General features: G+C 47.3%; 6 protein-coding genes. 2 read left to right on the top strand and 4 right to left on the bottom strand.

Features of this window, described 5'->3' with window-relative positions:
- Nucleotides 1–23: 23 nt before the first annotated feature.
- Nucleotides 24–956, top strand: coding sequence for an NAD-dependent epimerase/dehydratase family protein (locus ABW391_RS02815; protein ID WP_353480303.1), 933 nt, complete (start codon nucleotides 24–26; stop codon nucleotides 954–956).
- A gap of 40 nt (nucleotides 957–996) precedes the next feature.
- A complete protein-coding gene (locus ABW391_RS02820; RefSeq protein ID WP_353480304.1) occupies nucleotides 997–2,625 on the top strand; it encodes an NADP-dependent glyceraldehyde-3-phosphate dehydrogenase in 1,629 nt (542 codons plus the stop codon).
- Nucleotides 2,626–2,706: 81 nt separating this feature from the next.
- Here ABW391_RS02820 and ABW391_RS02825 read toward each other — a convergent pair whose 3' ends face one another.
- From ABW391_RS02825 to ABW391_RS02840, 4 genes are all read right to left on the bottom strand, one after another.
- Entirely contained in the window at nucleotides 2,707–3,351 is a 645-nt protein-coding gene (locus tag ABW391_RS02825) for a hypothetical protein (RefSeq protein WP_353480305.1), read from the bottom strand.
- Nucleotides 3,352–3,405: 54 nt separating this feature from the next.
- The gene (locus ABW391_RS02830) at nucleotides 3,406–4,407 is read right to left on the bottom strand and encodes an NAD-dependent epimerase/dehydratase family protein (RefSeq protein WP_353480306.1); all 1,002 of its coding nucleotides are present in this window, start codon (nucleotides 4,405–4,407) and stop codon (nucleotides 3,406–3,408) included.
- 110 nt (nucleotides 4,408–4,517) lie between these two features.
- Nucleotides 4,518–4,838, bottom strand: coding sequence for a c-type cytochrome (locus ABW391_RS02835; protein WP_353480307.1), 321 nt, complete (start codon nucleotides 4,836–4,838; stop codon nucleotides 4,518–4,520).
- Nucleotides 4,839–5,090: 252 nt separating this feature from the next.
- A partial coding sequence (locus ABW391_RS02840; RefSeq protein ID WP_353480308.1) for a M1 family metallopeptidase occupies nucleotides 5,091–6,566 on the bottom strand: 1,476 nt, incomplete at its 5' end.

Genomic DNA, 6,566 nt, shown 5'->3' on the forward strand with positions numbered 1-6,566 from the left:
TTCATACCAAAACCTAGAAAACCATGCAAACCATCCTAGGCGCAGGGGGCGTAATCGGCACTGATCTGGCTAAAGCATTGATGATTTATACCGACAAAATACGCTTGGTAAGCCGCAATCCCAAAGCAGTAAACGACAATGATGAATTGTTTTCAGCAGATCTACTGGATCCTGAAGCGGTAAAAAAAGCCCTGGTGGGTTCTGAAATTGCTTATCTGACGGCAGGTTTACCTTATGTAGCCAAGCTATGGCAAGAGAAATGGCCCATTTTGATGCACAATGTAATCGAGGCTTGCAAAGCCAATGGCACCAAACTGGTTTTTTTCAGCAATGTATATGGCCTGGGCAAAGTAGATGGCTGGATGACTGAAGAAAGCCCTCTGAATCCTTGCAGCAAAAAAGGGGAAGTTCGGGCTCAAATTGAACAGATGATCCTGGATGAAGTGAAAAAAGGAACGCTACAGGCGATTATCGCCCGTGCTGCTGATTTTTACGGCCCTGGCGCTGTACTCAGTTTTATCGATTTTACGGTTTTCCAAAACCTGGCCAAGGGAAAAACCCCCCAACTCATGGTGTCGGATAAAACCAAACATTCTTTTACCTATACGCCTGATGCTGCCCGAGCTACCGCAGTACTGGGCAACACTGCTTCCGCCTACAATCAGATCTGGCACTTGCCAACCGATCCCAACACTTTAACGGGTCGTGAATTCGTACAATTGGCCGCCGAAGCTTTTGGAGCAAAATACAAATTGAACCTTTTGCCCAAATTCATGGTTCGGGTCTTAGGGTTGTTTATCCCTGCACTGGGCGAATCGGTCGAAATGCTGTACCAAAACGCCTACGATTACCAGTTTGACAGTTCTAAATACGTCAAACACTTTAAACACGAAGCTACACCCTATCAAGAAGGCATCAAACAAACAGCGGTCTATTTGCAACAGCAAAAATCTTAAAGTTGCAGTATCCGCTGCTATCCAACCAACCATTCAAACAATGAGCACATTGACACAACAATTGGCAAAGCTTTTTCCGCAGGAAAGTGAAATTCCACTGGAAAACAGGCTAGACCACCCCATCCATCAACGCGAAATGCTCATTGATGGGGAAATGATTCCTTGGGAAGGTACGGTCCAAGACGTGTATTCTCCGGTATATGTCCAAACCGATGCTGGTCTACAGCGTTTGTTGATTGGCAGCTATCCATTGGCCGGCCAAGCAGAAGCAGATGCAGCATTAGAGGCCGCAGTCCATGCTTTTGACAACGGTCGGGGGGAGTGGCCAACCATGACCACTGGCGAGCGCATTGCCTGCATGGAGAAATTCATCGGCAAGATGATCGAACGCAAAGAATTGATCGTCAATTTGTTGATGTATGAAATTGGCAAATCAATGGCCGATTCCATCAAGGAGTTTGACCGGACTGTAGAGTACATCTACAACACCATCGACATGCTCAAGGAATTGGACCGCAATTCCTCCCGTTTTCGCATCGAGCAAGGCATCATCGGTCAAATTCGGCGTTCACCACTTGGGGTTGTACTTTGCATGGGGCCTTTCAACTACCCCTTGAACGAGACATATACCATGTTGATACCGGCCTTGCTGATGGGCAATACCATTCTGTTCAAACCCCCAAAACACGGTACCCTGTTGCATTACCCCATGCTCGAAGCCTTTCGCGACAGCTTCCCCAAAGGAGTGATGAATACCTTGTATGGTCGCGGAGGTACCGTCGTGCCGGCATTGATGCAATCGGGCAAAATCAACGTGTTGACCTTAATCGGATCAAGCCGGGTAGCCAATGACCTGAAAAAAATGCACCCAAAAGTCAACCGACTGCGGGCAGTATTGGGACTTGATGCCAAAAATGCCGCGATCATTCTGGCGGATGCCGATATCGAACTGGCTGTAAAGGAATGCATTCTGGGCTCTTTGTCTTTCAACGGCCAGCGTTGTACGGCCATCAAAATCATTTTGGTACACGAATCGATCGCGGAGGAATTTTTACAGAAATTTGCGGAAGCCGTCAATAAATTGCCTTTCGGGATGCCCTGGGAAAAAGGAGTAGCCATCACGCCACTGCCAGAACCCCAAAAACCGGCCCAACTCAAGGATTTGGTGGAAGATGCGGAAGCCCATGGTGCCAAAGTAATCAATGAAGGTGGCGGCACAATTCTTGAATCGTTCTTTTATCCGGCGGTGGTGTACCCGGTCAATGCTCAAATGAAAATTTACCGCGAGGAGCAGTTTGGTCCAGTTGTGCCCGTTGTGCCATTCGTTAGTATGGATGAACCGATTCAATACTTGGTCGACTCACCCCACGGCCAACAAGTCAGCATTTTTGGCAACGATCCCGATGAAATTGCACACCTCGTGGATCAGTTGGTCAACCTGGTTAGCCGCGTCAACATCAACGCGCAATGTCAACGGGGCCCGGATACGTTCCCGTTTACGGGGCGAAAAGATTCAGCGGAAGGAACGCTTTCGGTAGAAGATGCCATTCGGGCTTTCTCCATCCGTACCATCGTGGCAACCAAAGAGACGGACAAGAACAAGGAAATCCTCAACGAAATCGTGGAGGGACATAAGTCACAGTTCTTGTCGACGAAGTTTATTTTTTAAATTTGATCTGGATGATTTGGAAATCCTTCCTGGATTTTCAAATCATCCAGGTCAAGCTTTTTTTACTCAAAAACGCTTATTTTACCATACCGACCGTATCGGGTATTTCTTGATCAATGCTAACGAGTCCCTGATCGGAGTTTTTACAAAATGCCCGTTTTTCCAGCGCAACAATTCGACGGATTCTTTGGACTTTTCAATGGCCTCATCATTTTCGGTAGGTACCACCCAATGTTCGATCACGCGGCGTACCAAGTCTTCTTGTTGATCGCCATCGTGGTCGATGAGCCAACTCCCGGTCAAGACCTGTCCGCCCTCGCCGCCGTACCATTCTGCTACGGTAACCCGCTCGGTGAATCGGTGTTTTTGTTTGTCGTAAATTAACAGTGATTGGTGCTTAAACCAGGAAAGTGTGATCTCTACCAAGCAAGCATCGTAGGTTTGATTCAGTACAAATCGCCGTCTGCCAACTACCGTGCACGAAGTAGAGTCTGCGATGTAATCCACTTCCTGCATTAATTTTCCAATGTTTTGGAAAAAAAGTACCCGTTGAATGGTGTCTCCTTCCGGGATTTTCTCGTCATCGGCAGGAAGTTCGAGATGGAGGATTGCTGTGGACGGAGATTGTTGAAAATACTTCAACAAAGGGGAGTCTTGAGCAGATTGCGAAGTACAACTGCCCATCCATACAAGGCAAAGCGTGGGAAAGAAAAAGCGGAACACCATAAGGGGAGGGTTTTGGGTTGAAAAATTGAAGCCAAACCAGAGGAAAAAAGCGGACTACTCAAACACCTTGGTATCTCCTCCAGATGCCAAATACACTTTGCCCGTTTCGGCAATGGATTGGGCAATAGGCGTGTACTGAAAGCCAAGTTGATCGATTGATTTCTGATTTTCGTAGGCAAATTCGTATGCCGATTGGCGGAGGGTTTCTTTGGTTACCAAAGGCGGCTTGCCGGTAAATAGAGATTGGAAGGCAGCCAGGCGCCAAACTGCCTCTCGCAAAAACGGAGTAATCCGTCGATTGGGCTGGGGTGCATTCAACTCTTTAGCGATGGCATTAAAAAAATCGCGGTAACTCATTTCGCCAGCGTTGGCGATGAAACGCTCTTCCACGATGTCGCTCTCAGCCAATTGCAAAAGCATCCGGGCTACGTCCCGCACGTCGACCATGCTGACCGAGCCTTCAGGGATATAGCGAAAGCCTTTGTGCAATTGTGCAAAAAATTGCCCAGTTCCTTCGTACCAGCGTCCGGCGCCCAAAATTACCGATGGATTGACGATGACCGCATTGAGTCCTTCGGCGATGCCGCGCCAAACCTCTTGCTCTCCCAGAAACTTGCTGACTCCGTATTCGGTGTTGTATGGGCTGGCTTGAAACCTATTTTTTTCATCCAACACTTGTTTGGACTTGGTGTTGCCAATAGCAGCAATGGTACTGACGTGCATTAATTTTTGCACATCATGTTCCATACAGGCGTTGACGACATTTGCGGTGCCGTCAGCATTGACTTCGCGCATCATCCGAACATCACGGGCATGAAAAGAAACAACCGCAGCACTGTGAAATACCCATTGTTTTCCAGCGATGCCTTCAGCCAAAGAAAAGGGATCATTGAGGTCGCCTTCGATCCATTGGATGCGGTGGGCAACATCGGCAACCAGATCGAGCTTGCTATTGTGCCGGCGTAGTGCCGTGATGTCGGTGTACCCTTGAGCCAACAAATGCCGCAGCAGATAAGAACCCAAAAAACCAGTACCCCCAGTAACAAAAATCCTCATGAGTGGAGAGCGAAAAAGGTGAACAACTGAATTAGGGAATAGCCGAATCGACCATTCCCTAATGTCATGGAAAGCTGTTTGACGTTTTTTGTTTGGACAGGCCTTCGAGATTACTTCTTGACTGCCAAGGTCATGGTATACTGTGCTACTGCTTTGATTTTGTCTTTGTTAAGCAGTGCCTTGAAGCTGGCCATGTTGTTGCGACCATTGGTAATTACCTTGATGCGCTCATCCACTTTAAGCTTTGACTCAATCAAGTTTGCAGCACCTGATACGCCCATATCGCCTCGCAGGCCGTGACAGGTTACACAGTACTGTTTGAAGATTTTTTCACCATCTTCTTTTTGTGTGGTTTCTACTTTTTCCAGGGTCATGTTGGAAAAAAGCAAGATCGTTGCCAAAAGCGATCCAAATGCCAATAACTTTCTCATCGCGTCGGTTTTTTTTAGAGAAAAATGTAGTTGCTAAGGTAAAAAAAATCACGTCATTTAAAGGATTCACAAAAAAAATCGTGCGCCCATATGCTTAAGACGGACATTTTCTACCGGGTTAACATTAATAACGCCAAGATGGGGCAAAAAAAACAGATTTTGATGTTAATGATGTGCTAATGTCGGGGCAATCCGTCGGGGCAACCCTTGCGGTTGCCCGCTTTACGATCGGGCAACCGCAAGGATTGCCCCCTACCGGGATTCGTACAACAATCGCACGTTGGGATCAATTTTGATATCCTGCGGTGCATTTGGCAACGAAAAACGAAACACTTCCTGCGTTTTGGTGACTTGCAGGGTTTTCTCCAAGGTGATTTTTTTGTTTTCGTCCAAAAATTGAACATCGAGTGGAAAAACAAAAGGTGCGCCTTGCAACTGCTGTACGGAAATTTCTACTTGCTTTTTAGTGGCATCATACTTCCAATCCATTTTCAATTCAGGATGCCCTGCACGGAATACCCATTGGGCGAAGAAAGTTTGCAGTGATTTGCCCGATACATTTTCCATGACTTGTTGAAGATCAGCGGTCAGTGCATTGGCGTCTTTGTATTTTTGATAATAAGCCCTAATCCCTTTCCAGAACGCTTCCTCCCCTACTTCCTGACGCAACATGTGCAGCACCCAGCCTCCTTTTTGGTAAGAGTTGGTATTGAGCAGCGCGTTCAGGTTGGTTACGGTAGTATCCACGATGGGTGCCATGCGGCGATTTGCGTATTGAATCACATCCCCACGATCTTCGATCATGCGCTCGGCGAGTACGGTTGGGCCGTGCTTTGCTTCCATGTACAAGTGGGTGCAGTAAGTCGCAAAGCCTTCGCTCAACCATACGTGGTACCAATTGGCTTCCGTGGCGGTATTGCCAAACCATTGATGGGCAATTTCGTGCGCAATTAGCGTTTCTTGTTCTTTTTTGCCGGTAACTGAGTTTTCGTAATAAAAAATACTGCTGGCGTTTTCCATACCTCCGTGCCGGGTTTTGGATTGCACATTGGCCAATTTGCGATAGGGATAAGGGGCAATATTCTGGTGAAACCATTCCAGTGTTTCTACCGCAGGCGCATAATCATTAAAACCCGCTTCCCTATTGTCGGTAAAAATCCAACTGCTAACCGGAATACCTTGTACCTCTCCTGCCAATTGAACGGCAAAAGGCGCTACTCCAATCACCGCAACTTTCATGGGCAAGGGATTGGTTTCACTCCAATGGGTTAGGCGCAGACCACCTTCGAGGTTGGTTTCTTCTATTTGAATGCCATTGGAAATAACCTGATAATGATCTGGTGCAGTGACCAAAAACTCAACCGAAGCTTTGTCTGAAGGGTGATCCACACAAGGCAACCAATGGTGGGCCTGATTGGGCCAGTTGTCGCCAAAAAAAGTGCGATCACCAAATTTGTTGGCATCGATGACGAGGCCATCGGCAGGAATACCTGCGTATTGAACCTGGAGGGTTATTTCCTGCCCGACTTGGCTTGTCTGGGGCAGTGTGATGTTCAGGCGTTCGCCTTCATGGCGATAAGAAAGGGATGCATTGTTGAGCTTAACGCCGCTTACGTCCATCCCTTTTCCATTTTTGGTTTTAACCAAATCCAGAAAAAAAGCATTGCTGGCCTGTTTGAAGCGTATTTTAACTTCAGCGCTGCCTTCGATCCGATCCGTATTGTCTTT

Source organism: Haliscomenobacter sp., assembly GCF_040403615.1.
Lineage (GTDB): Bacteria > Bacteroidota > Bacteroidia > Chitinophagales > Saprospiraceae > Haliscomenobacter.